The organism is Dellaglioa sp. CoH-55-MRSF-6 (assembly GCF_056782215.1).
The window spans coordinates 128,807-152,253 of record NZ_JBXAYJ010000003.1 but is presented as its reverse complement, the minus strand read 5'-3'; the positions used below and the strand labels follow the sequence as shown (position 1 = coordinate 152,253).

The following is a 23,447-nucleotide window of genomic DNA, read 5'->3' as shown; positions in this document are numbered from 1 at the left end:
ATATTAATATTTATTGAGTTTCTTTACCCTATTCATTAATGTCTCAAAATTCATGTCCTCGAATTTTTCTGCATTTTTATTATCAAAATTTTCTCGTTCTATCTCGTTAAAATTTTCTGCTAAGTAATATGCCGTCAAATAGGCTGCAAGGTAATTCTTAGCCGTTTTCACCATGTTTTCATCCTCAAACTTAGCCTCTACAGTTGTAGAGGCAAAGCCCAACGCAAATTTATCAACATCTAAAAAAGTTCTTTTATCCATTTTTAGCGCCTCCAATTCATTATCTATTAACAAGTTAGGTAAACGTTTACATGGATAGTATATATGCAGTATTCCATAATTGCAAGTCTTAAATATAAATATATATTTCTAAACAAGGTAAACGTTTACTCCAGTAAGGTATCTAGCCTGTTTATTTTTTTAACTTTAAATTACATTTTAAGGACAATAAAAAAAGACTTACCCTTGAGCAAGTCTTTTCCATATTAGTATCTACTTAAATTCAGCAGGTATAATTATTTTTTTATTTTTCGTATTTGTTTCACCATTTAATTCATTCAACAATAATTCTGCTGCACTAGCACCTAGTAAAAAAGGATTTTGATTAATCAACGAAGTTCCTGAATTAATCGCTTTTATGACTTCAGTATCTGAAAATCCCGTTACCGCTACCCGTTGATTGACCATGAATCCATCAGCGATAATTTTAGGTAGTAAGTAAAGCAACCAACGTTCCTTCAACGCAAATACAAGCGTTCTTTTATCATCACGTATTAATCTATTTTTCAGTTCAGCATATGTTTGATTTAATTTTGTATCACCATCTATAACCTCAATCACCTTAGTGTCTGGACTGACCGAATTAATTCCGTTATACCGCTCTTCCCGAGTTGAAATACCTGTCACTTCACCAGTAATGATAATGACTTGATCAAATCCTTGATTTAGATAATATCTTGTTACTTGTTGGCTAATATCAAAGTTATTTGTAACAACATTAGCTAAACTAGAATCAGAAAGTTCACGATCAACAATAACAATGGGCATGTCTCGTCTAACCGCATCCCTTAAATCGGCTTCTTTTCTAAGTATTGGTTGCATGATTAGTCCATCAAACGATTTTTCGCCAATAATTTTAAGGATACCTTGTTCTTTATATTTATTAGAATCGGAATCAAATAAAACCGCTGTATAACCTTGTGCATCTAAAATTGAGCTAATACCTTTAAACATTTCTGTGGCAAAATAATCATCCACATCTGAAACAATTGTAGCAATCATTCGACTTTTTTTTGTAATCATCTGTCTAGCCGCGTCATTAGGGACATAGTTTAATTCTTTAATCACATTTTGGACTTTCAATGCTGTCTCTTTAGACATACGCTCTGTTTTACCATTCAAAAAACGTGATACAGTTGCGATTGAAACATCTGCCTTACTTGCAACATCTTTTATATTCGCTTTAGTAGCCATTTTTTCATCCATTCATTAATTATATTATTTCGTCTAGTTTTCCTTTTATTCCGTTGCTAAACTATCTATATATTACCATACTGCTCAATTTATTAGAAAATACCTCACTAAAATAGTAAATAAAAAGGATAATTCTACTTAAAATTCAGAATTATCCTTTTTATTTATTATTTTCACGTTCCGCTAGTTCGAGGTAACGATTGTACCAGATATCTATATATTCTTTAGAAAATGGCCCTTTCCCGTTATCTATCCAGTCCACAAGTGTTCGGACGTTATACTTCAATATCTTATCGATATCGTCAGAATATTCCCATTTTTTCCCGTGTTCTGCATATTCATCTACATCCAATAACCGTTTCTCACCATCTGGGAAAACTTTGACATCTAAATCATAATCTATATATTTCAAAGCTTCCTTATCTAACGTGGCTGGTGAAGCCAAATTACAATAATAAGAAACGCCGTTATCACGTATCATGGCTATAATATTAAACCAATAGTGTTTATGAAAAAAGATAATTGCTGGTTCTCTGGTCACCCATCGCCGGCCATCTGCTTCGGTCACCAATGTATGATCATTACACCCAATAATCATATTCTCACTTGTTTTCAACACCATCGTATCACGCCATGTTCGATGCAAACTACCGTCGTGTTTATAACTCTTTATGGTAATGAAGTCGCCCTCTTTAGGCTCCTTTGACTGATTACTCATCTCTACCAAAACCCACTTTCTAAACACGTAGTGCATTTTACATCGATTGCATGAATATTATACCAAAAAAAGAACTATTTTACTAAAATTTATTTGAAGAAAGGCTGATATATTTGTCCCAAATTTTTTGTTGTACTTTAGGAACTGCAATCTGGTCAAAATCTTTTTCAAGTATGAATTCGCCAGGAAAATAACTTAAGTCAAACGATTTACTTTTCACGGTAAATAATTCAATTAACCATTTTTGATGGGTAAAGGTATGTTTTACGACGGAACCTTCTAATGCTGAAAAAATCAACTTATGGTTCAAATTATCTTGGCTCCATTGGCCTAATTTTATAACTAAATCATCCGTTAATAACACGTCTCCTGGTTTGTCTTCCAGTTCTTCCAGCTTAATTAAAGGAAACGCTAATAAATTTGCGAGCATCCCTTTACTAGAACGTTTCTCAAATAAATACCCTTTTTTTGTTTCAATTATCAAAGCAATATAGGGCATTTCAACTGGTCGCGGCTTCTTTGATTTCACTGGATAATCAAGTTCTTTACCATCTAAATAAGCTTGATTAAACGACTTAACTGGAGAATGTTCAGAATCTGGATTCTTAGCACTCATGTAACTTGAACCCAAATCCATGACAGCTTGGTTAAAGTCTCCAGGTCTTTCTTTAGAAATAATTTGTTGAATGACTTTTTCAAAAATAAGTCGGGTCTGTGGTTTCGCAATATCATCTTCTATCTCAAATAAGCGTGAAAATACACGAAAAGCATTACCATCAACGGCAGGAACAACTTCGTTAAAAGCAATACTTGCGATTGCTCCGGCAGTATATGGCCCAATTCCAACTAAATTTTGCAGTTCCTTAGCTGTTTGCGGCCATTGCCCAGAATAATCTTGAACAACTTGTTTTGCTGCTTTTTGCATGTTTCGAACTCTTGAATAGTAACCGAGTCCTTCCCATGCTTTTAAAATACGTTCTTCTGGCGCATTAGCAAAATTTTCAACACTCGGAAACCATTCCATAAATCGTTCATAGTACGGAATAACCGTATTTACTTGTGTTTGTTGGAGCATAATTTCTGATACCCAAATATGGTAGGGTTCATGGTCTCTGCGCCAAGGAAGATCCCTTTTTTCACTATCATACCAAGTTAACAATGCCTCTTGAAAAGCTGTGATTTTTGCGTCATCCCACATTATCATTCAAGCGCCTCATCTTGTTCTTTCAGCTCAATATATTCATTAATATCATCAAACTGAAACCCTTTTTGAAATAGCCCCTGTTTAACTTTCATGGCGCGCTGACTACCTTCCAAGCGACGTTGCCGTTTCCAGACTTTATCCCCTTGTTTAACAAGTGCATCCCATTCGGCTTCGGGATCAATTTCAAGTTCTAAGGCATCCATTATTTGTGAAATGTCATCAGACTTAAAGCCTTTAGTCATTAATGCCTGACGAACCTTGTTCTTTAAATTACTAAACGATTGATCGTGGTAATGCTTAACTAATTTTTCGGCGACTTTAATTCCATTTTCTAATTGGTCATCAACTGGAAATTCTTCTAAGGCTTCATCAATACTTTCAGCTGCAACACCTTTTAATCGTAACTTTTGGCGAATGACTGTTGGTCCTTTATCCGACGTGTGCATCATTGTTCTAACGTAACTTTTAGCATATTCAAGATCATTTACTAATCTAAATTCATATAACTTTTCGATTGTTTCTTCAATCGCGTCTTCCGTAATTTCATGTTTCTTCAAATAATCCTTAATCTCTTTTACGGTTCGCATTTGCGTTGATAAATAGTTTAACGCTTTTGAATACGCTTTTGAACGATCATCTGCATCAGCAATTTGTTTAATTAATGCCTCATCTAATTCCATCCCTTTAGCAAGATGAAATGAAATAAGAACTTCTTCCCCAATTGGAAAAGCATATTTTTCATCCAGAAAGACATTATATCGTCCAGCACGTTTTTGTGTGGTTATTTTTGTGATTTTTTTTGTCATATAGACTCCTTTAAATGCTTATCTTGTTATTATATCTTTGAACTGCCAAAATGCCAATATTCCTGTGTTATAATAAGAAAAAAGCAATAAGGAGTTTATAAAAATATGTCAGACAATCAAGAATTTGGATCAGAAATTGAAGCCGGTTCACGTTTTCCTTTAACTATTAAACGCTTAGGTATTAATGGTGAAGGCATCGGCTATTACAAACGTAAGATTACATTCGTACCTGGTGCTCTTCCAGACGAAGTCGTTGTAGCAGAAGTCACTAGTGTTGCAGATTCTTATATCAACGCTAAAATTCATAAAATTCGTAAACAAAGTCCTGTTCGCGTTGAACCAAAAGACGCAACATACAGTGAAGTCGGCGGAATTGAATTAGAACATTTAAACTACAAAGGCCAATTAGCTTTCAAAAAAGATGTTATCGTACAATCTTTAGAAAGATATAAACCGCGTGGTTATGAACACTATGATTTAAAAGAAACTATCGGTATGCAAAATCCATATGAATACCGTAATAAAGCGCAATTCCAAGTTCGCGAAAAAGATGGTCACGTCATCGCTGGACTTTACAAACCAAAGAGTCATGATTTAGTAGACTTAAAAGAATTCAGTACGCAACGTCCTACAACAATGCTTGTTATTCGTCACGTTGTTGCGTTATTAGAGGAACTCGGAATTCCTATTTACAATGAAGAAGCTAAATCAGGTATTATCAAAACGCTTGTTGTTCGTGAATCTTTTGATACCGGTGAGGTTCAATTAACCTTCATCACAAACTCGGCAAAATTACCTAAGAAACGTGAACTAGTTATGCATATCTTAGAAGAATTACCTATGGTTACTTCTGTCATGCAAAATATCAACAAAGGTGAAACATCACTTATTTGGGGTGACGAAACCATTAATATCGCTGGCCAAGACTTCATCATGGAACGTCTTGGTAAAATGAAATTCAAATTATCAGCACGTGCTTTCTTCCAATTAAACCCAGTTCAAACTGGCGTTTTATACGATGAAATCAATAAAGCTCTTAACTTAGATAAAAATGAATCATTAGTTGATGCTTACTGTGGTGTTGGTACCGTTGGCCTTTATGTTGCCCATGGTGCTAAAGAAGTTCGCGGTATGGATACAACACCTGAAGCGATTGAAGATGCACGAGAAAATGCTGTTCTATCACATCAAGAAAATACCACATATGAAGTTGGTAAAGCTGAAGATATCTTACCTAAATGGTTGGAAGAAGGTTTCGTACCTGATGCCCTAGTTGTTGATCCACCACGTACTGGTTTAGATGATCAATTAATTGAAGCCATCAATAAGAGTCGTCCTAAAAAATTTGTTTATGTATCATGTAATCCATCGACACTCGCAAAAGATTTAGAATTGTTAACAAAATCATACCGCGTTGATTATATTCAACCCGTTGATATGTTCCCACAAACATCAAAAGTTGAAGCCGTCGTTAAATTATCACGTCGTTCTTCAGGAAAATAAAGCAAAAAAAGAAGCCATAAAATGGCTTCTTTTTTTGCTTTAACTATTCGTTCGACCAACTAAGACGCTACCATAAGCCCAATAGGTCTTTCCTGTTTCAATAACTGTAAAACGGTACATATATGAATCTTCTTTACCATTTTCTTTAATTGTAGCCATGCAATCTACATTAACTGCTTTACCTCTAATTGTAGCATCACTTGCTCTTCCTGTTGTTACTGATAAATATGCTGAATTATAAACATGATTATGCAAGTAGTAAGTGCTTGTCGTACTTACGGTTCCAGTCTGTTTAAGTGACTTATAAGTAATTGATTGATTAAATGTTAAGGCCTTTGAATAAACCCAATATTTATTTAATCCTGATTTAATTTGATACCAAGTTGTTCCTTGGCTTCTATTTTCTGCTCGAGCTAATAATTTCACTGTTTGCCCAGTTAATTGTGTTGAAGAACCATAGTTAACCGTATTATCAGTAGAGTTCTTAACTGAGTTATAAAGCATATATTTATTACTATTAACTTTTGCAGTTTCTGAACCAGATGCACTATGCATTTCTAAATTAACTAGTGCATCCTTATTGACTGCTCCTGTGTAAACCCAATGATCATCTGAACCAATTTTAATACGATACATCGTTGATTTAGCACCATTATAATCAGTTATAACGGCTTTTTGATTAATTGTATATGTTCTATTTTTATAATTGGCTGAATCACCTGTCTTTTTAGATAGATAATCTGAATTGTATACATGATCATGTAACTGATATGACTTACCATTAAATTTAGCTGAAACATTCATTGGTGAGTAACTTACTTTTCTTAATTTTAAGGCGTCACTATAGATCCAATATTTTGTGGATGTCCCTTTAACACGGACGCGATACCAAGTAGTGCTACCATTTTTAACACCACGCATATCTGCATACAATGTTTTACCGCTTAACTTGCTGCTTGAACCTTTATCGACTGCGCCGACCGTCCCTTTAACATGGTTATAAAGACGGTAACTTGTATTATTCATCTGAACAGTTTCTGATCCAGCTGCACTGTGATATGCGACCTTCACACCTAATTGTGTGTAGTATTCTTTGATTAAATCATACAAGTCTGACATTGAATATGACTCATTAAACCATTTATTACCAGATTCGCTATAGTAACCAACTGGATCACCATGATCAGTTGCACCTAAATACTTACTGACATCTGCATGTGCCCAAACTGTTGCGCCCGCTCCATGATTGCTAGCAGTTGCTAAACTTGGTTTCAACCCATATTGTTGTAAAATATAGGCAGTATAGTAGGCGGCATTATTAACTTCTCGTGCAAATGCCGACTTGCTATGAACACGCGTTTCTTCAAATTGCACGAAACGTTGGTTACCTTTAGGACCAGAGCCCCATGACATGACGTTCGTTTTTGCAATATTAATAATATTATGATCGTCAACAAAACTGTGCACAAATGCATTACCATAATTGGCTTTCATAAAAGCCATTTCACCATATATGGTAGATGATGGGTTAGCTGTTTCATGAACAACAACACCTTCTGGTTTACCTTGACGATAAGTCATATCATCGGTTGGAAAACCACCCCAGATAGCACTTGTAATCTCATTTGGTGCAATATGTTGAGAATGTATATAATTATTTACCTTTGATGAAGCCGAAACTGATTGATTCATTAATCCAGCCGCTACAATCCCCAAAACAATGGCAAAACCCATTACTATTTTTTTCTGCATTTTCAATAACTCTCCTATTTTTTTATTGCTATCCCTTAGCAATATTAGTTCAACAACCTAATAAATTAATGTTTATTAATGGCTCCCTTATAGACCCAATGATTAGTAGATCCAATTTTGACTCGGTACATCGTTGATTTAGACCCATTGTAATCAGTAATAATCGCTTTTTTATTAATTGTATAAGTTCTATTATTATGTGTTTTTGATTGACCTGTCTTTTTAGATAAATAATCTGAATTATAAACATGATTATGTAACTGATATGATTTATTATTAAAATTTCCTGTATTTTTTACTGTAGAATAACTTGTTTTTCTTAATTTTAATGCTTGTTTATAGATCCAATACTTCGTTGATGTGCCTTTAACTCTTACTCGATACCAAGTTGTGCTACCTTCTTTTACGCCACGCATGTCCGCATAGACTGTCTTACCTGTCAACTTAGCAGCCGCACCTTTATCACGACTACCTGCTGTTCCTTTAACATGATTGTAAAGACGGTAACCAGTATTAGCTACTTTGACTGTTTCAGAACCGGCTGCGCCATTATAAGCGACTTTAACGGTATTATCTAAACTAGCTAAATTATATCTAGAAATTAAGTTATTTAATTTTTTACCGTAGGCACTACTTGTCGAGTATTTTAAACTCAATGATGCTGTTGCTTTTTGATAAGTACTAGCTTTTTCACGCCATGTACCTGAGTAATACTTAGCATCCCAACTTACACCGTTACGTAAATGGTTGGCATAATCTTGAATAGATGCTTTAGCATTTGGGTATTTTTTAAATTTAGACACCGCATAATAAGCTTTCCCTTTGCTATTATATTCCAATGATTTAACTGAATATGATTGTCCCTTATAGGCACCCTTCATACCAAAAAAATTATTAGCCTTTTTTGCCAACGTACTTTGACCCCAAGAAGATTCAAGAATCATCTGTGATAGCATCACTGATGGATACAAGTTTTTATCTTTTGACACTGCTTGAATCGTTGGTCCATTCTTTTCAATGAGAGCCTTTGTTTGGGCAGTCGTGGCTGCCGTAACTGTTGATTCATTTTTACTTTGATTCCCAATTGGTAAGTTTATTGAGCTAAATCCCGTAATAGCAACAAATGTTACCGTAACTAATTTTGTTAACAACTTTTTATTTTTCATATTTCCCCCTATTTTTCCGAAATTATCAGCTTTAATTATATCAAATTTGCATGTCTAATAACGCCTTTTTCCGTTACATTATGATTACAATTAGTAACGCATAATGCCTCTATTAGTATGCGCCCAACTACACGTTTTTTTGATAATTGAGTCGTCAGGTGATTCATCAGAATACCCTTTCAACGTGTAGATGGCTAATAAATGCTTAACTTCCTTAATGAAATCTATTTTATCCACATAGGTATCACGTCTGTTCTGAACTAAAGATAAGATAGCATCATGATATCTAAATTGGGGTGTTGGATTTTCAAAACCAAGTTCTGCAGCTATTTTACTGGCCAAAGAAACTTGAATATCTGTAAAAAGATGCGCTAAATTTAATTGCTTTAGAAATTGCGAATACTTACTTTGAACTCTAATTCTTAATCCATTGTTGAAAAATAAATCAGTTCCATTTTCTACATCGGAAATATTAGCAAGATGGTGTCCTGCCGTCCATGAGGCATCCCGTTTTGATGGCCCACTATCTGGAAATAACTGATACATACCACATGTGTAAGGTAGAGCTTGTTTCTTTTCAACTAATGACACAATCGCACGCATTGCGACAAAAGTTAGAATTTTTTCATTAATCAAGCGATTCACAAAATTTGTTGTTGTGTATTTACATAATAAAATATCTTTATGCTTATCAAAAATAATGGATCGTAAATCATCCCGTCTGTGTGTTATATGGTGAATATACAAAGTTGTCTCCATGTTCACTTGATAGTTATCCGTTACAATTCCATGTTCTGTAAAAAAATGATCATCCGTAACGTCTATTATTGGATGATTCTCCAACAAGTTTCGCCAATATTGAGACCCAACAGTCAATAAGCGTGTTTCTGGATAATCTATAATTTCTTTAAAATCCCGTTCTAATTCATTCTCCAAGTTCAATAGCCTACTCCTTTTCTTACTTTCATTTAACAACTTATCCTATGTTACAGATTTAATTGTAACTAATCTTGTGTGAACTTAAGTCTAATTGTTAAGTTTATCTTAAGAAAATTAATAGTCTACCTTTAATTCTTAAATGCTCATCAAAAACCCATAAATACGCTCATTTCGTCGTCTATTTTAAAATTGAATAACCTCGTATTCTAATTAAGAACCTTGGCCAAGGGATCTTAAAAGAAACGAGGCAACTCTACTAATATGTCAAATCAAATAAACCCAGGTCTAGCTTTTCTACTGAAAAATGACCGTGAAAAACTTATCTTTGGTGTTCTAAAAAGAATGTCGATTAATCAATCGCATGCTTCATATGACGATTTCGTACAAGAAGCACGATTAGCATTCAGCGCTGCATATGACCAATACCCTAAAACTATTGAAGATAATGAACAAACTTTCATGGTTTACGCCTATCAACGTGTCTACTGGCGACTTCTTGATTTAATTAATCGACAATCTAATCAACAAACGCATTTAGAACCTAATAAGGATGATTCAACTAATCCAACTGATTCCATCATTGATTTAACCCTCCAAACACAAGATACTATCGCTGAAAAATTATTTACAGAACACCTTTTTAAATCACTCTATGACCTCTGTTCAAACGCCGAACAACATTATCTAGTCGATTGTTATATTAGACACAAAACAGTCACAGAAATTGCTGCCAGTCATCATGTTAGCCGTCAAACAGCCTATAACTGGCGTAATAGCGTCGGTCGGAAAGTACTTTTAGTCATTGCTCAAATGAATCAAGAATAAATATCAGTATTTGCTTTACAAAATGGTTAACCGATTCTTTATTATCTATGTAAGGCGTCGCGGCACTTATCAAATATAGACACACAAAGGAGAACATATATGAGTAAAACTTGGGTAAAAACAAACGTTATCGTTGAGGGATTAAGTTCTGACGGCTCTGAACGTAAACGTTCATTCGCTAACATTACTGAAAATGCCTCTAACGAAGCTATTGCACAACTCGGCGCTACAGTTGCTTCATTAACTGGTGATAACACCGTTAAAATGACCATCCGCACAGAATCAAGTCTTTTAGCTTAATCAAACCTAAGGAGGAAATTATATGAAACAATTAGATTTAGCATTTAAAAATGAAGCGGGTAAAACGCGCCATATGAAATTACGTTACGTTAATACAGATTTAGATCCAGCAACCGTTAAGAAAGCCATGGATGACATTACAGGTTCTGATTTATTCCATCGTGATAACGAAAAAATGTTCGTAACCCCTATCTCAGCACAATTTGTTGAAACCATTGAAACACCAATCTACACAAACGATTTAGTTTAACCGTAAAAGCCAACTTAATTGTTGGCTTTTTTTGTACCCTCATAGCACCTATCAATTGCCTTTTAACATCATATTGGCTATTCTAAAATTTAGGGGGATTGTAATGAATAAAATAGAAGATAAAAAAATGACGTTTTTCACGGTTTTCTTGTTAGGAATTAACGGTATTATTGGATCGGGGATTTTCTTATTATCTGGTAAAATTTATAATGATATTGGACCACTCAGTATCTTTACAATTATCGCTGCAGCATTAGCAGTCACCATGATTGTGCTCTGTTACGCAACACTAGCAAGTAAATTTTCGGAAGATGGTGCGGCTTGGTTATATGCCTATAATGCATTCGGTAAATTTACTGGTTTTCAAGTTGGTATATTTACTTGGATATTAGGCGTAGTGACTTTGTCAGCCGAAATTGCTGCGTTACTAACTGTCTTAAAAATACTTTTTCCAGCATTACAACAAACGCTTATTTATGATGTTTCAGCAATTGCCTTAGTCATTATTCTAGGCATCATTAATTATTTTGGAACAGCTATTCTAGATTTCGCAGACAATCTGTCTTCTGCAGCTAAAGTATTTATCATGTTACTCTTTATTATTGTCGGTGCTTTCTTCATTAAGGATGCTCATTTTACGCCCATGATTCCGACTGATATTCACAGTAACACTCAGTTATTTACGAAATTTAATACAGCATTTGGTGTCATTTTTTATATGTATACTGGCTTTTCATTTTTACCGATTGCTGCTGCTAAAATGGATAATCCGGAAAAGAATATTCCGAAAGCACTATTAAGCGTTATTGCAACGGTGACTTTATTATATGTTTTACTTCAAACGGTTGCCGTGGGTATCCTTGGCCCTAACTTAGGATCGTACTCATTACCAATTGCTGCGGCATTCAAAAGTATCTTTGGTCAGTGGGGTTATATGATCATTATCATTGGGATGTTGATCTCTATTCTTGGGGTTGCCATCTCAGTATCATTCAATACACCTATTGTGGCTGCATCGCTAGCAAATGAACATCAGCTTTTACCAAAAATAATCGGTAAGCAAAGTAAACACAATACACCGGTTATCGCAATCATTGTGACATCTATCACAAGCATCCTCCTGCTACTTAGCGGTAGTTATTTATTCTTAGTATCATGCATTGTCTTTGCATCGTTTGTCCAATATGTACCAACAATTCTAGCAACATTTAAATTCAATAATGATCCAAATTTACCAAAAGGTTTCAAATTACCAGGTGGTCCAATTATTCCAAGCCTTGCATTAATTATCTCACTTTACTTACTGTTAAGTTTTAATTGGAAAATCATCTTATTCGGCGTTATCGTGTTAGTACTAGGGTGTTTACTCTACTGGTTTGATAACCGAAAAAAATAACCATTGATTTTGAAAGTTCAAAACCAATGGTTATTTTTCTATTAAATTTTGTAGATATTCATGACTTTCCAACATTTCGCGACAATCATTTTGATTTTCTAAATCAATTTCGTAAATAGTCGTTGCATTTGGATTAAGCAAAGGATATGCTAACTTCCAATCAATCTTGCCTTTTCCTAAAGTTAAACTATCATGAAATTTACCCATTGAATCGACTAAGTGATAATGGACGATATTTGGCATTAACCGTTTCAAACTCGCTTGTAAGTCAGTATTACTACCTGCTTGTTTAATAAAGGCATGCGATGTATCAAATGCTAAGCGATACCCTTTTTGTAGAATAAACTGATCCATCTCTTCAGACCCATAATAAAATAAATCAGAAATCGAATTCTCAAACATGACGTTATTTTGTCCATATTTTTGATAATAATCCATCCGATTAAATAACGCTGATTCCGCAACCTCAAAATTAGGATATTCAGCAATAATTGTTGGCGTTTGTCGATTATATGAACCATGAATGAGGGTTTGAATTGATTTATCTTTTGCGAGCTGAATCAATGTCTCAGTACTTTCTCTAACAAAACGATATAACCTAGGATCAGCTGTTTCGGAAACGGCTAATTCAACAGATTGTTCACCAACCTTCATTGGATGATGCATGACAATCTTCTTCGTAGTTGCCTTCACCTCATCAATCTCATCTGATAATCGTTTTAATCCATCTCCAGAAACATCAAATTCATTTAGATAGAATTCAAAAATATCTGGATTATGTTGTAACCGATCATGGAGTTGAATTGGGTCAGTTCCCGCCTTTAATCCTAATGGTATTGTCATTTGAATCATCTCCTTGGTACTATGTTAGCATTAAATTGGGTGAAAATAAAAAGGAGTGACTTCTAATGATTCAATTTCTCAAATCACTAGAAAACTCCCCTTTTCTATACTTCAATTTTAGCCATAAATTCATGTAAAGCATCTTGCCAACTTGGTACTTCAAATCCCGTTGCTTTAACTTTACTCAAATCCATAACTGAATGTCTAGGTCGGTATGCCTTTTGTGGATATTCTTCAGACGTTACTGGACTTATTTCAACTACTTCATCCTTTAAAATCTCACTAGCAAATTCATACCAAGTACATGAATTATCATTAGAAAGCTGATATAACCCATAAGGAATATTTTTTTGAACTGCATATAACATAAAATCAGCCAGCGTTCTAGTCCAAGTTGGCCGTCCAACCTGATCACTAACAACAGTCAGATGATCATGAGTTTTAGCTAAGTTTAGCATCGTATAGACGAAGTTCTTTCCATATTCGCCAAAAACCCATGATGTACGGATAATATAATACTTACTCATTATTTTAGCAACGGCTTCTTCTCCAGCTAACTTCGTCCGACCATATTCATTTTTAGGCGCAGTGGGTGTTTTTTCTGTATACATTTGATCATTAGTCCCATCAAATACATAATCAGTACTAATGTAAACTAACGTAGCACCCACAGATTCTGCTGCTGTGGCAATATTCTGAGTACCTATAACATTAACTTGTTCATTAATAGCTTTACCAGGTTCTTCTTCAGCATTATCAACAGCTGTATAAGCTGCACAGTGGTAGACAATTTCTGGGCGATTATCTAAAAAATAATTATTAACTGCTTTTGAGTCAGTAATATCTAAATCTTTAGAACCAGTTCCTGTATATACAATCTTTTTTTCATCTAATAAATGACTTAATTCTGTTCCTAATTGACCATTTACACCCGTAATTAATATTTTCATAATTAGCTCCTTCAAAAAAAGAATGGACTTAAGTCCATTCTTAGTTATTATTGTCCATTTTTTGCATAATTTGCTTCAACTGCATCTTTCTCAGCTTTCCACCAATTTTCATTATTTCGGTACCAATCAATCGTATCTTGTAATCCTGATTTAAAATCAGTAAATTCAGGATTCCAACCAAGCTCTTCACGTAATTTTGATGAATCAATAGCATATCGTAAATCGTGTCCTGGGCGATCTTTAACGACATCATAAGCATCTTTAGGTTGACCCATTAATTCTAAAATCAACTCCAAAACAGCCTTATTATCTTGTTCACCATCCGCACCAATCAAATAAGTTTCACCAATACGACCCTTATTTAAAATAGCCCAGACAGCACTTGAATGATCATTAGTATGAATCCAATCGCGAACATTTTTACCAGAACCATATAACTTAGGCCGGATTCCACTCAAAACATTAGTAATCTGTCTTGGAATAAACTTCTCAATATGTTGGTATGGTCCATAATTATTGGAACAATTTGAAATTGTTGCCTGTAAATTGAATGAACGCACCCATGCACGAACTAATAAATCTGATCCAGCCTTTGTTGATGAATATGGACTGCTTGGATTATAACGTGTTTCAGGTGTGAATTTTTCACCTTCACCTTCCCCATGACCGGGTAAATCTTCGCGTAATGGTAAGTCTCCATACACTTCATCAGTTGAAACATGATGGTAGCGGACATTGTATTTACGACAAGCTTCTAGCAATGTATATGTTCCGATAATATTAGTTTGAATAAAAGGTGATGGATCTTTTAAAGAATTATCATTGTGACTTTCTGCAGCGTAATGTACTACCGCATCTGTTTTGCTAACAAGTTCATCAACTAGTTTAGCGTCAGTAATATCTCCCACTACTAGCTCAACACGATCAGCAGGTAGTCCAGCTAAATTTTCTTTATTTCCTGCATAAGTTAATTTATCTAACACGGTAATGTGAACATCTGGGTGGTTATTAACCACATAATGGACAAAATTAGAACCAATAAATCCGGCCCCACCTGTTACAATAATATTTTTCATTTAAAAACACCTCTCCTATTTAGATTTCTCCATACACAAACGGATTGTCTTTTTCAAACTCTGTAAACGTTGGTTGTGCAGCATCTTTTTCAGATGTAATTGCTTGGTCAAAATCAATAGGCCAATCAATATTTAGTTCAGGAGTTTTAAATGAAATCCCACCATCTGCTGCTGCATTGTAGTAACCATCACATTTATAAAGGAAATTAACATCATCTGTTAATGTTACAAATCCATGGGCATACCCTTTAGGAACTAATAATTGGCGATGGTTACTTGCAGAAAGAATATATCCTTCCCACTGTTTATAAGTAGGTGAACCTTTTCGAACATCGACAATAACATCTAGTACTGCCCCTGTCACGACCCGAATTAATTTAGTTTGTGCAGCTTCTCCACGTTGAAAATGAAGTCCTCTTAAAACGCCAGCTTGTGTTGATAATGAATGATTATCTTGGATAAAATCAATATCTATTCCAGCTTCTTTGAAATCTTTGTCTGAATATGACTCCGTAAAAAAGCCGCGATTATCACCAAATACTGCTGGTTCAATAATCTTAACATCTTGTAACTTTGTTGTTGATACTTTTAATTTACCCATTACTTTTTATCCTCTTCTTCTGCGATACGTAACATGTACTGTCCATAATCATTTTTTTTGAGTGGTTGTGCTAGATCAATTAATTGTTCGCGTGAAATATAACCCATTCGATAGGCGATTTCCTCTAAATTAGCTACTTGCATATTTTGCATTCTTTGAACAGTTTCAATAAACTGCCCTGCTTCAAGTAAACTTGCATGTGTCCCTGTATCAAGCCAAGCAAATCCACGTCCCATAATTTCAACATGTAGTCTTCCTTTTTCAAGATAGACCTTGTTAACATCCGTAATTTCAAGTTCGCCACGTGGTGACGGCTTAATATTTTTTGCTATATCAACAACTGAATTATCATAAAAGTATAAGCCTGTTACTGCAAAATTACTTTTAGGGTGATCCGGTTTTTCAACAATCGAAATTGCTTTATGGCTCTCATCAAATTCAACAACACCAAAACGCTCGGGATCACGCACTTGATAACCAAATACGGTAGCCCCCTCAGTTTGATTTGCAGCCCGTTCAAGCATCTTAGTCATACCTGGACCATAATAAATATTATCACCTAAGATGAGCGCAACGCTATCATTACCAATGAAATCAGCACCAATAATGAATGCTTCTGCTAATCCATCTGGTGTAGGTTGAACGGCATACTCTAAATTAATGCCTAATTCAGAACCGTTGCCCAATAATTCTTGAAAACGTGGCGTATCTTCAGGAGTAGAAATAATTAGAATATCCTTGATACCTGCCAACATTAATGTTGATATTGGATAATAGATCATTGGTTTATCATAAATCGGCATCAGCTGTTTACTTGATGCACGTGTCAATGGATATAAACGAGTCCCACTACCTCCGGCTAAAACTATTCCCTTCATACACTTTTCCTCCTAAAATATTCTAATTAATTTTTGTAAATGGTAGCTACAATAACTACTTAACACAGCTTTTAAAAATAAAAATCATTATTTATTTAATATCCTTCTTAAAACCAATTTTTTAACATAATTTGTTTCGTCATATCTAATAAATAAGAAATAGAATAATGTACTTGCTAGAATAAATACAACAGCAGATGCTATCAAAATACTGAAAATCCCTTGAATTACAATAATTTTTAGTAAATACGAAATTATTCCTAATTCTATTCCAATTATTCCCATATAACCAAAATATTTAAGATAATATTTTTTCATACTACGTTTGAATCCATATTTGAATAAGATAAGTGGTTCCCACCATAAATTAATTCCAATATTACTTACTATTGTACCAATTAATATACCATTAATGCCGAGATTTGTTGTCATTAACAAAAGAATTGAAACTATCATATTAACTACAGCTTCAAGTAGTGATTTATATCTCATTGGCCAAAATAATCCACGTGCACCAATAAAATTTAATACAGTCTGTCTAAATTGAACAAGTACAAAATTTATAACAATAAGTAACACGGTAAAGTTCGATAAGACGTAATTTGATCCTATCCAAAATTTAATAAAAGATTCAATAACTGCGTATAACGTTATAGCAATAACTGATGTAATACCGGCATTTATATACATATAACGATAAAACACAACTTCTTGATAATCTTCATCCTCCGTTACTCCTAGATTACCTAATCCAGCTGTGACAGCAGAGATACTTTGTGTCAACACACTGGAAATACTATTTACAATCAGCATATAATTAGAATATATTCCTACTAATCTAACGCCTAAAAATGCCGATATTAATATATTATCCGTTCCAAAAACTAATATAGTACCAATTTTTGAAGAAACAGTCCCAAATATATTTTTCTTCATATAGTTGATGACTTTAGGATTTACTTTAACAGTTTTCATTTCGGAAAGAAATTCAAATTCCCTATCAACAAGTTTTGAAATTCTCAAGTTAGATAACAATGTTATAATTATTTGGATTACTAAGTACCAAACATATTGTCTAAATAAAAGTAAAAAGATAATTTGTAATACTGTCTGCATTATCGTAAAAATTAATCTATTTAAACTATCCTTATATCCTTCTTGATTTGCAATTAATAAGGAACGTTTATACGTAAAAAAGTAACTAACAACCGTATTTAATAAAAATAGTACAAACATAACTCGCGGAAATGGTACAGGACTACCGCCCTTCATTAAAATAGTTATAAATGGAGTAAATGCTAAACCCATAATCAAAATTACGATACCAATCACATTATACACTTTTCTAAATAAATTCATGACACCAGCAATTTCACCATGATTACTAGTAGCAAGAGGATCGTACAGTGAGTACGTTATCGCCCCACCAATCCCTAATTCAGCAAAGGATAGAAAACTCAACACATTAGCATATAGCCCATTGATTCCCATGTAATCGGCACCAAGAGTTTTAATAAATACTGTCTGCAATGCAAACTTCAAAACTAACATTATTACTTGCGATAGTGCAGCGATTGATGTATTTTTAGCTGCTATACCAGTTCGAGAATTATTATTCATACATCACACTTACCCTCATCTGTTAAGTTCTTGTACACGTTTAATTTCTGTTTTAATTTTATCCGTGTACTTTAACATGCCGTTATCATAGACATCATTAATATCGTGCTTCTTAAAATCAAGATAACTACGTTCTTTTATATCATTACTTTGATCAGCATATCCTCTTTTTACTTTATTCTCGAATTCTTCAAGTGATTTTGCATAGTAATGATTAACCCTCACGTGTTCCCTTGATACAATTTTAGGTCTTTTTTCATTTGTCCATGGATATCCCCATAACCTATTTCCGTTTTCATCAGTCGTTTTACCGGCCACATCATACCAATGTGGTATTCTCATATCAATTACTAATCTAGGATTTACGATAGGTTTTGAATCTAAAATAATATCATTTTTTGATCTATTTAAAAATGTCTCAGTAACTAATCCATTTGATTTTTTAATCAAATTAGATGAGCCGAACATCACCCAACCAATTTCAATTTGAGCAACGTTTTCACTAAATTCATTTAAAAAAGAATCAATATTTTTTTCATCAATTAATACTAAATATTCATCTAAATCTAGTGTTAATAGCCATTTTGTTTCTGTCTTACAGCGCTCGACAGCATCCAGATATGCTGGTATTTGTTGCTTATCACCCGGAAAATAGATATATTCAACCACTTTACTTTTAATATACGGTTCTAAAATTTCTTTTAAATTATCAGTAGATTCGTTATCATAAATATAAAATTTTGATATACCAATAATTTTATGATATTCAATCCATTCTTGAACGTATAGTGCTTCATTTTTAATAATTGCCACTAATGACACGCTATTAATAAAATCAGTTTTTTCTTCAATTATTTTTACTTGTTTATACCTTTTATTTCCGTAGTTCATCTTATTTTTCATATACTTTATCATATTATATGCCGTAATAAAATTACGCCTAAAACTTTTTTTTATTAAATTGATAGTAACCACCTAATCACTCTCTATTAAACAAACCATATAATTATTCTTTGTGCTGTTGTATTAATTAAACTATGAAATTTATGATACAAAGAATATCTTTTAAAGATATTCTTTGTATCATAAAACTTATATGTATCTTCTAGCATTTTTTTTTCAGTATCATTTTTAATGATATTAGAAAATCTTTCATACAGAACAATATTTTCCTTTTTAATCCGACCTAATTGTTTATATCTTATTTTTAATCTACGAAAAACTTCATACAAGTGTACATTACTCTTACCAATTCCGATGACGTTATTTTCATGTTGTCTATAGTAAACCGTTACTTTATCAATGTACGTTAAATTCCCACTTGCTGAGCTGATTTTAGCAATAATTGAATCATGCATTGTTACATTTTCAATATCTTCATCTGTTAACATAAGTACTTCATCTCTTAGTTTCTTATTAATTGCTAATGCCGCTCCGGTTACTTTAAAATTGAATAATAAATCATTCAATGAATGATTATAATTTTCGCCTACTAACATTTTAGACATTTTAATATTTGTTGAAACAGCCTTTTTATCAGCAATCATAAGATCTGAAAATATAGCTTGTGTTATTTTATTGTCTAACAAATCAAATTTATCCATAAATTGCATTATTTTATCTGAAACCCAAACATCATCTTGATCAGAAAAAAAATAGTAATCAGCATCGACAACCCTAAGTAATTCAAAAAAGGAACGTTTAACACCCATATTTCCGCTTGAATAAATTATTTTTAACAAATTTTTATTTTCGTATCTTTTTAAAATATCTATTGTATTATCTGTTGAACCATCATCTCTAACATAAATCTGTATGTTATCTTCATTTTTATATTTTTGCTCAATAATACTATTTAATTGTTCCTCGACGTACTTTTCGCCATTATACGTTGACATAATCACAGCTATATTTTTCAAAAATTTACTCCTTAATTACTTTTCTTTAAACGACAATGCTAAAGCGATTTCCAATGTACTAAATATGGAATACTGTCAACAAATTCTTGTGGTACTAACACTCCATAAAACGCTATAACAGCTAATAAGAGTATCCCCACCATCATTAAATCAATCTTTAATAATATTCTACTATCAATCTCATCTTTATGCTCCCTAATTAGCGCGTATGCAATTATAATTGGTGCGAAAGAGTTACGTTGGAACCGTTGATATTGTATCGACATAACTAAAAATGGGAGTGCTACAAGACCAGTTAACGAAATTAAGAATAACAATTTCAATTTATTTTTAATCTCAGTTGATAGGCTATTAATTTTCAAAAAATAATATCCAAGTCCTAACATTGAAAAATATGATAAAGCTATTTCTATAAGCATTATTTTTGATGAACCAGCAGCATAACTTGTGTTCAGTTTATCAAACAATTGTGTCCTAGATGAATGCAATGAAACTTTCGTTATTATATTTTTCAATAAACCACTTAAACCTGGAATAAATTGTACAATTGTTAAAATTACAAAAAAACCAATAATTAATTGTACAAAAATTTTCACATATTTTTCGCTCAAAAAGCTTAAGGGAATTATTATTAAAAATATATATCCAGATGAATGCATTGATGCGCTCAATAAGATTAATCCGATGGCAATAATAATATTTTTTACATTTTTTTTCTGTAAAAAACTTAGCCCTAATAGAGCAATAGAAATCATAAAAAAATTACGTGCCTGTGTTGCCTCATTAAAAAAAGGAAAAATTGCAAAAACCCAAACAAAAGATCCTAAATTCTTTGTAAATCTTAATATTGCAACTGTCAAAATAATAAAACTAACAATAAATAATATTAATCTAAAATCAGCATATGTCACTCCGTTTGCCGCAAAAATTCGAGAAAGCCACATATAGCCCCACTCAAATTGGTGATTATATGGTGCTAAAGAACTATTATCATAATTAATAAGATAACTAGGATAATCGGTCGTCGTCATCTTACTAGCAGCACCCGCTAGCCATGCTAATATTCCGATTCCAATGAACGGAATGATATTATTTTTTTTACCATGAACATGATCCAAAAAGAAATTGGTTACTATTGCAAATAAATATGTCATATAAACTCCTAGATAGTCATTTCTTAAACAATTAATGAAATTTGCTTATGCTGTATTCCATTTTTAATTAAATTTTATGTAAATACTAACATTATTTTTTGAATAACCTTAATATTTCCTCCAAATAGAGTAAGGTATTGTGACCGTGAATATTGGTAAAAAAACCATTCTTTTTGCCAAATATTATGGCTTCGATACCCTTCTTTTCTACAAAATATTTCAACATAGTAATTCTTTTTTTTATTTTAATAGGCGAATTTGAAAATTGTAGTTCTAATTCATTAACCAATTTGGAAAATCGATCAAATTTAACTTTATATTTTTTTAAATCAATTAACTTACTTTTTATAATTGTACTTTTTTTATGTGCATCGGCACCTCTTGTAATATTAAATGAATGCATTCTATGACCATCAGTCGCACTATCTATATATCCAATCCCATCATATAATCCAGCAACTAATGCAAGCCATGCATCATGATTAACTGCTTCTATCGGGATGTTTTTTGAAATTTCTAATAAGTTACGATTAATAATCATCGTATTACCCATTAACCAGTTATGTAGAAAAATACGTTGATATGTTGGTTTATTTTTCTTTTCTACACCACTGTAGTTCACACTTCCGTCCCCCACTACTTCAAAAAACTCGTCATAATTCGTATATACAAGCTTAGGCAGTACTTTTTCGTTAGGCAGGTGTCTAATTTCATTTAATGATATCTCAATTTTATTTGTATACCATACATCATCCTGATCTGAGAACATAACATATTCATACTGGTCTGGAACGTTATTCATTAAAATTTCAAAATTTCCTAATTGGCCCTTTTCATTAATATTTAGCGAGCTATCTAGTATCGTTATTTTAGGATCTCTTTTAAAATTATCTAAAATTTTACTGGTATTATCTTTCGAAAAATCATCTCTAATAAATAGGTGCCAATTCCCATATGATTGATTCTTAATACTTTCAATTTGCTCCATTAAAAATTTTTCACCATTGTAGGTAGCCATTAAAATTGCAACGTCACTCATAATTAGATCCTCCTAATTAGCTAAAGTGTTCAGCGAATATTTTTCTTAATTGTTCTTTCGTTTCTGAAAGGCTCTCCAATGGTAACGATATGTCGTTTATAACAACTATTTTTGCCTTGGATTTTAAGGCGCGCTTTATTTTTGAAAAATCTCCATCTTCTGGCAACTTCTCAAACTTTCCAAACGAAAATCTACGTGGTTCAAAATTCCCTTTTGAAAGTTGCCAATCGCGTGCCAACCAAATATTTACATCATTTCTAGTACGAAAACGATTTTTACTAAGTTCGGCTAACAAAGCTGGTTCTTTTTGATATATTTCTTTAAATGTACTTTTCAATAAACTACTAGGCAAATGCGGTTCATACCATCCCAGAACAGACCTATATGGTAAAACTAAGAAATTTCTTACATTTTGAAACCCGTATTGCCAATTAAATATTTTAAAGAAATTCTTCTTCAAAATATTATTTTTTGAGAACCACTTATTAATAATAAGTATATTATTAAAAGGTATTAACGAAAATTCTTCCGACGGTTGAATAAGTCCCATTAATCCTACATCCTTAGGAGTCCCATCTTGAGAAAAGAAATCTGTTGGATCTACCTTGTTAGTTATAAACGTATCGTCATTAAATACGATAAAATGTTCCGATAAATTTTTAATTCTTGGAATATTCATTTCAATGACATTCGAATTAAAAGTAGGTAAATATTCTTCAGGAATAAAATCAGAATGATCAACAATTGTTAGATTTTTCATGTCCAATGGAAACTTCGGAACTTGTTTGTCGGTAATTAAAAAAATATGGTTTACCCATGGTGCAAATTTTTTTACACCTTCAAACCACCATTTAAAAATATCATAATCTCTGAAACGTTCATCCGCATTTAAATTTTTGTTTCCCGCGTACTTATTTTTTTTATTCCGCCAGATATCATCATTTCCATCAACCCATGTCACTACAAAATCAATTTTAAAATTATCACTCATGACTAAGTTCTCCTTAATATTTATTAGTGATTTTAATATTCAGA

General features: G+C 32.9%; 24 protein-coding genes. 5 read left to right on the top strand and 19 right to left on the bottom strand.

Annotation, left to right across the window (positions count from 1 at the left end; genetic code table 11):
- Positions 1-3: 3 nt before the first annotated feature.
- The 5 genes from AC1RPK_RS04485 to recX form a co-directional block, all read right to left on the bottom strand.
- Complete coding sequence (locus tag AC1RPK_RS04485) at positions 4-261, bottom strand: hypothetical protein (RefSeq protein WP_481761517.1); 258 nt, start codon at positions 259-261, stop codon at positions 4-6.
- A gap of 231 nt (positions 262-492) precedes the next feature.
- Positions 493-1,473 (bottom strand): LacI family DNA-binding transcriptional regulator, encoded by a 981-nt coding sequence (locus tag AC1RPK_RS04480; RefSeq protein ID WP_481762409.1) that lies wholly within the window; start codon positions 1,471-1,473, stop codon positions 493-495.
- Between the two features lie 160 nt (positions 1,474-1,633).
- Complete coding sequence (ntdP, locus tag AC1RPK_RS04475; RefSeq protein WP_481761519.1) at positions 1,634-2,191, bottom strand: nucleoside tri-diphosphate phosphatase; 558 nt, start codon at positions 2,189-2,191, stop codon at positions 1,634-1,636.
- Positions 2,192-2,273: 82 nt separating this feature from the next.
- A complete protein-coding gene (mutY, locus tag AC1RPK_RS04470; protein WP_481761520.1) occupies positions 2,274-3,395 on the bottom strand; it encodes an A/G-specific adenine glycosylase in 1,122 nt (373 codons plus the stop codon).
- The gene (gene recX, locus AC1RPK_RS04465; RefSeq protein WP_481761521.1) at positions 3,392-4,201 is read right to left on the bottom strand and encodes a recombination regulator RecX; all 810 of its coding nucleotides are present in this window, start codon (positions 4,199-4,201) and stop codon (positions 3,392-3,394) included. The genes mutY and recX overlap by 4 nt, the downstream gene beginning before the upstream one ends.
- A gap of 105 nt (positions 4,202-4,306) precedes the next feature.
- Between recX and rlmD the strand changes: the two genes are divergently transcribed.
- On the top strand, positions 4,307-5,704 hold the full coding sequence (rlmD, locus tag AC1RPK_RS04460; RefSeq protein ID WP_481761522.1) for a 23S rRNA (uracil(1939)-C(5))-methyltransferase RlmD: 1,398 nt from the start codon (positions 4,307-4,309) through the stop codon (positions 5,702-5,704).
- A 39-nt stretch (positions 5,705-5,743) separates the two neighbouring features.
- On the opposite strand, the gene AC1RPK_RS04455 is transcribed toward rlmD, so the two are convergent.
- The 3 genes from AC1RPK_RS04455 to AC1RPK_RS04445 all read right to left on the bottom strand — a co-directional run bounded on the left by AC1RPK_RS04455 (position 5,744) and on the right by AC1RPK_RS04445 (position 9,564).
- A complete protein-coding gene (locus tag AC1RPK_RS04455) occupies positions 5,744-7,456 on the bottom strand; it encodes an N-acetylmuramoyl-L-alanine amidase (RefSeq protein WP_481761523.1) in 1,713 nt (570 codons plus the stop codon).
- Between the two features lie 65 nt (positions 7,457-7,521).
- Positions 7,522-8,622: a glucosaminidase domain-containing protein gene (locus AC1RPK_RS04450; protein ID WP_481761524.1), complete on the bottom strand. Its 1,101-nt coding sequence runs from the start codon at positions 8,620-8,622 to the stop codon at positions 7,522-7,524.
- A gap of 90 nt (positions 8,623-8,712) precedes the next feature.
- Complete coding sequence (locus AC1RPK_RS04445; RefSeq protein WP_481761525.1) at positions 8,713-9,564, bottom strand: competence protein ComK; 852 nt, start codon at positions 9,562-9,564, stop codon at positions 8,713-8,715.
- 258 nt (positions 9,565-9,822) lie between these two features.
- Between AC1RPK_RS04445 and AC1RPK_RS04440 the strand changes: the two genes are divergently transcribed.
- From AC1RPK_RS04440 to AC1RPK_RS04425, 4 genes are all read left to right on the top strand, one after another.
- Complete coding sequence (locus AC1RPK_RS04440) at positions 9,823-10,386, top strand: sigma-70 family RNA polymerase sigma factor (RefSeq protein WP_481761526.1); 564 nt, start codon at positions 9,823-9,825, stop codon at positions 10,384-10,386.
- A 99-nt stretch (positions 10,387-10,485) separates the two neighbouring features.
- The gene (locus AC1RPK_RS04435; RefSeq protein ID WP_409022133.1) at positions 10,486-10,686 is read left to right on the top strand and encodes a DUF1659 domain-containing protein; all 201 of its coding nucleotides are present in this window, start codon (positions 10,486-10,488) and stop codon (positions 10,684-10,686) included.
- Between the two features lie 22 nt (positions 10,687-10,708).
- Entirely contained in the window at positions 10,709-10,936 is a 228-nt protein-coding gene (locus AC1RPK_RS04430; protein ID WP_409022132.1) for a DUF2922 domain-containing protein, read from the top strand.
- A gap of 103 nt (positions 10,937-11,039) precedes the next feature.
- Positions 11,040-12,332 carry an APC family permease gene (locus tag AC1RPK_RS04425; protein ID WP_481761527.1) on the top strand — a complete coding sequence of 431 codons (1,293 nt, stop codon included), beginning with the start codon at positions 11,040-11,042 and terminating at the stop codon, positions 12,330-12,332.
- A gap of 30 nt (positions 12,333-12,362) precedes the next feature.
- Here the strand turns inward: AC1RPK_RS04425 and AC1RPK_RS04420 are convergent, their stop codons facing one another.
- The 11 genes from AC1RPK_RS04420 to AC1RPK_RS04370 form a co-directional block, all read right to left on the bottom strand.
- A complete protein-coding gene (locus tag AC1RPK_RS04420; RefSeq protein WP_481761528.1) occupies positions 12,363-13,175 on the bottom strand; it encodes a sugar phosphate isomerase/epimerase in 813 nt (270 codons plus the stop codon).
- Between the two features lie 104 nt (positions 13,176-13,279).
- Complete coding sequence (gene rfbD, locus AC1RPK_RS04415; protein WP_481761529.1) at positions 13,280-14,125, bottom strand: dTDP-4-dehydrorhamnose reductase; 846 nt, start codon at positions 14,123-14,125, stop codon at positions 13,280-13,282.
- 47 nt (positions 14,126-14,172) lie between these two features.
- Positions 14,173-15,201, bottom strand: coding sequence for a dTDP-glucose 4,6-dehydratase (gene rfbB / locus AC1RPK_RS04410; RefSeq protein WP_481761530.1), 1,029 nt, complete (start codon positions 15,199-15,201; stop codon positions 14,173-14,175).
- Between the two features lie 19 nt (positions 15,202-15,220).
- Positions 15,221-15,802 (bottom strand): dTDP-4-dehydrorhamnose 3,5-epimerase, encoded by a 582-nt coding sequence (gene rfbC, locus AC1RPK_RS04405; RefSeq protein WP_481761531.1) that lies wholly within the window; start codon positions 15,800-15,802, stop codon positions 15,221-15,223.
- Entirely contained in the window at positions 15,802-16,680 is an 879-nt protein-coding gene (gene rfbA, locus AC1RPK_RS04400) for a glucose-1-phosphate thymidylyltransferase RfbA (protein ID WP_481761532.1), read from the bottom strand. The genes rfbC and rfbA overlap by 1 nt, the downstream gene beginning before the upstream one ends.
- An 87-nt stretch (positions 16,681-16,767) precedes the next feature.
- Positions 16,768-18,300, bottom strand: a complete 1,533-nt coding sequence (locus AC1RPK_RS04395) for a lipopolysaccharide biosynthesis protein (RefSeq protein ID WP_481761533.1) — start codon at positions 18,298-18,300, stop codon at positions 16,768-16,770.
- A 15-nt stretch (positions 18,301-18,315) separates the two neighbouring features.
- Positions 18,316-19,203: a glycosyltransferase family 92 protein gene (locus tag AC1RPK_RS04390; RefSeq protein ID WP_481761534.1), complete on the bottom strand. Its 888-nt coding sequence runs from the start codon at positions 19,201-19,203 to the stop codon at positions 18,316-18,318.
- An 86-nt stretch (positions 19,204-19,289) separates the two neighbouring features.
- Positions 19,290-20,219 (bottom strand): glycosyltransferase family 2 protein, encoded by a 930-nt coding sequence (locus tag AC1RPK_RS04385; protein WP_481761535.1) that lies wholly within the window; start codon positions 20,217-20,219, stop codon positions 19,290-19,292.
- A gap of 38 nt (positions 20,220-20,257) precedes the next feature.
- Positions 20,258-21,373 carry an EpsG family protein gene (locus AC1RPK_RS04380; RefSeq protein WP_481761536.1) on the bottom strand — a complete coding sequence of 372 codons (1,116 nt, stop codon included), beginning with the start codon at positions 21,371-21,373 and terminating at the stop codon, positions 20,258-20,260.
- A gap of 91 nt (positions 21,374-21,464) precedes the next feature.
- Positions 21,465-22,412: a glycosyltransferase gene (locus AC1RPK_RS04375; protein ID WP_481761537.1), complete on the bottom strand. Its 948-nt coding sequence runs from the start codon at positions 22,410-22,412 to the stop codon at positions 21,465-21,467.
- A gap of 16 nt (positions 22,413-22,428) precedes the next feature.
- Entirely contained in the window at positions 22,429-23,403 is a 975-nt protein-coding gene (locus tag AC1RPK_RS04370; protein ID WP_481761538.1) for a Stealth CR1 domain-containing protein, read from the bottom strand.
- Positions 23,404-23,447 lie beyond the last annotated feature (44 nt).

Bases quoted from the DNA above. Each gene is read 5' to 3' on its own strand.
- AC1RPK_RS04370 (WP_481761538.1), bottom strand. From the start codon at position 23,403: ATGAGTGATAATTTTAAAATTGATTTTGTAGTGACATGGGTTGATGGA.
- AC1RPK_RS04420 (WP_481761528.1), bottom strand. From the start codon at position 13,175: ATGACAATACCATTAGGATTAAAGGCGGGAACTGACCCAATTCAACTC.
- AC1RPK_RS04425 (WP_481761527.1), top strand. From the start codon at position 11,040: ATGAATAAAATAGAAGATAAAAAAATGACGTTTTTCACGGTTTTCTTG.
- AC1RPK_RS04375 (WP_481761537.1), bottom strand. From the start codon at position 22,412: ATGAGTGACGTTGCAATTTTAATGGCTACCTACAATGGTGAAAAATTT.
- AC1RPK_RS04390 (WP_481761534.1), bottom strand. From the start codon at position 19,203: ATGAAAAATAAGATGAACTACGGAAATAAAAGGTATAAACAAGTAAAA.
- rlmD (WP_481761522.1), top strand. From the start codon at position 4,307: ATGTCAGACAATCAAGAATTTGGATCAGAAATTGAAGCCGGTTCACGT.
- rfbA (WP_481761532.1), bottom strand. From the start codon at position 16,680: ATGAAGGGAATAGTTTTAGCCGGAGGTAGTGGGACTCGTTTATATCCA.
- AC1RPK_RS04380 (WP_481761536.1), bottom strand. From the start codon at position 21,373: ATGACATATTTATTTGCAATAGTAACCAATTTCTTTTTGGATCATGTT.
- AC1RPK_RS04430 (WP_409022132.1), top strand. From the start codon at position 10,709: ATGAAACAATTAGATTTAGCATTTAAAAATGAAGCGGGTAAAACGCGC.
- rfbD (WP_481761529.1), bottom strand. From the start codon at position 14,125: ATGAAAATATTAATTACGGGTGTAAATGGTCAATTAGGAACAGAATTA.
- mutY (WP_481761520.1), bottom strand. From the start codon at position 3,395: ATGATAATGTGGGATGACGCAAAAATCACAGCTTTTCAAGAGGCATTG.
- AC1RPK_RS04440 (WP_481761526.1), top strand. From the start codon at position 9,823: ATGTCAAATCAAATAAACCCAGGTCTAGCTTTTCTACTGAAAAATGAC.
- AC1RPK_RS04395 (WP_481761533.1), bottom strand. From the start codon at position 18,300: ATGAATAATAATTCTCGAACTGGTATAGCAGCTAAAAATACATCAATC.
- rfbB (WP_481761530.1), bottom strand. From the start codon at position 15,201: ATGAAAAATATTATTGTAACAGGTGGGGCCGGATTTATTGGTTCTAAT.
- rfbC (WP_481761531.1), bottom strand. From the start codon at position 15,802: ATGGGTAAATTAAAAGTATCAACAACAAAGTTACAAGATGTTAAGATT.
- AC1RPK_RS04480 (WP_481762409.1), bottom strand. From the start codon at position 1,473: ATGGCTACTAAAGCGAATATAAAAGATGTTGCAAGTAAGGCAGATGTT.
- AC1RPK_RS04435 (WP_409022133.1), top strand. From the start codon at position 10,486: ATGAGTAAAACTTGGGTAAAAACAAACGTTATCGTTGAGGGATTAAGT.
- recX (WP_481761521.1), bottom strand. From the start codon at position 4,201: ATGACAAAAAAAATCACAAAAATAACCACACAAAAACGTGCTGGACGA.
- ntdP (WP_481761519.1), bottom strand. From the start codon at position 2,191: ATGAGTAATCAGTCAAAGGAGCCTAAAGAGGGCGACTTCATTACCATA.
- AC1RPK_RS04455 (WP_481761523.1), bottom strand. From the start codon at position 7,456: ATGCAGAAAAAAATAGTAATGGGTTTTGCCATTGTTTTGGGGATTGTA.
- AC1RPK_RS04450 (WP_481761524.1), bottom strand. From the start codon at position 8,622: ATGAAAAATAAAAAGTTGTTAACAAAATTAGTTACGGTAACATTTGTT.
- AC1RPK_RS04485 (WP_481761517.1), bottom strand. From the start codon at position 261: ATGGATAAAAGAACTTTTTTAGATGTTGATAAATTTGCGTTGGGCTTT.